General features: G+C 56.2%; 1 protein-coding gene. It reads left to right on the forward strand.

The genetic code is table 11. From position 1 onward, the window contains the following. Positions 1-1480: ATP-dependent DNA helicase (locus M7R55_RS07875; protein ID WP_298219868.1), on the forward strand; the 1480-nt coding region annotated here is incomplete at its 5' end. Positions 1481-1880 lie beyond the last annotated feature (400 nt).

The following is a 1880-nucleotide window of genomic DNA, read 5'->3' on the forward strand; positions in this document are numbered from 1 at the left end:
CGGCGATATTGCCCATTGCGATGCCGTCAGCGAAGAACACGGCATCTGGCCTCTGGTTACCTCCACCAACGAAAACTGTCTCGGCAAGGAATGCCCCGTCTTCGACGATTGCTTTGTGGTCAAAGCCCGCGAGGCAGCGCACGAGGCCGATCTCGTGGTCATCAATCATCACCTGTTCTGCGCCGATATTGCCATTCGCCAAAGCGGCTTTGCCCAGCTCCTGCCCGAAACGGATGTGGTGGTGCTGGACGAAGCCCATCAACTGCCGGAAATCGCCAGTCTGTTTTTCGGTTCGGCCCTCAGCAGCGGGCAGATGATCGATCTGTTGCGCGATATCGTGCGCGAGCAACAGGCCGAGGCGGTGGACATGACCGACCTGCTCGGTGTGCTGCACGCGTTCGAATTGGCACTGGAGCCTTGCGTGGCCGCCCTGAAAAACGCCCGAACCGACCGGATCGCCTGGAGTGAAATCGCCGAAGACAAAGTCATTCAAGCCGCCTTCGACACGCTCGAATCCCGCCTGGCCGACCTGACCGCCGCACTGGAACTTGCCGCGCCGCGAGGCAAGGGTTTAGCCAGTTGCCATGAACGCGCCATACAAATGCGCCAGTCGCTGTCGCATTTTCGCCGCAGCGAGGAAATCACAACCGAAGTCCGCTGGCTGGAACGCCGCGAGAAATCCTTCACCCTCAATATCACGCCGATGGATGCGGGTAAAACCTTCTCCGATGTGGTTGAAAGCCAGCCGCGTGCGTGGGTGTTTGCATCAGCCACGCTTGCCGCCGGTTCGGATTTTTCCCACTTCACCCGTCGATTGAATTTGAATCTCGCGCTGTGCCAGCAAACGCCCTCACCGTTCGATTACCCGAATCAGGCGTTGATGTATCTGCCGCCCAACCCGCCCGACCCTAAAACCGATCTGGACTACACGCTCAAGATTCTGCGTGCCGTGTTCCCGGTGCTCAAGGCCAGCGGCGGGCGGGCCTTTTTGCTGTTCACCAGCCATAGGGAATTGAAGAAGGCGGCCGATATTCTCGAAGGCAAACTGCCTTTCTCGCTGTTCGTACAAGGCACGCAGGCCAAGGCGGCCTTGCTCGAACAATTCCGGCAATCGGGCAATGGCGTGTTGCTCGGCACGCAGAGTTTCTGGGAAGGCGTGGATGTACGCGGTGAGGCCTTGTCGGTCGTGATGATCGATCGCATCCCGTTCGCCTCACCCGATGACCCGGTACGCCGCGCTCGTGAAGCGCAAATCAAGGAATCGGGTCATTCACCATTCGCGGCCATGGCCTTGCCCGAAGCCATTATCACCTTCAAGCAGGGCGTGGGCCGACTGATCCGCGATGTGACCGACCGCGGCGTACTCGTGCTGTGTGATCCGCGCCTGCAACACACCGGCTTCGGTCGACAAATTCTCGATGCCCTGCCGCCCATGCGGCGCACTCAGGACCTCGGCGAGGTTCAGTCATTTTTTGAATGAGTACTATTCCCCCTTTGGAAAAGAGGAACGTGGAGGATTTAGGATGGCATTGCATTCATGCAGACACGGGCTTACACCTAATCTTGTATTATCATTTCAATGACTTATGCCATTGATCGGCAGGGTATCCATGCCCTGCACGGGAAGGTCTGCATTTGTGCAGGCCCTCCCTGAATAACATGAGCTCATACACAAAATGTCAACCCAATTCTAAAATGTCCCCTTTTTTCCAAAGCTGAAATGTCCCCTTCTGAGTTGGCCTATTGATCCGGAACATAGAAGATTGAACTTTTGTTAACGGGTTTTGTCTTTATTTGCATGGATAAAGAAGATGCAAGATTTCAAACCCTGGAGCAGTTGCATGAACGGCGTAAACAAGTCGTTCGACTGCATCGCAAAG

The sequence above is a fragment of the Halothiobacillus sp. genome, assembly GCF_027346185.1.
Classification (GTDB): domain Bacteria; phylum Pseudomonadota; class Gammaproteobacteria; order Halothiobacillales; family Halothiobacillaceae; genus Halothiobacillus.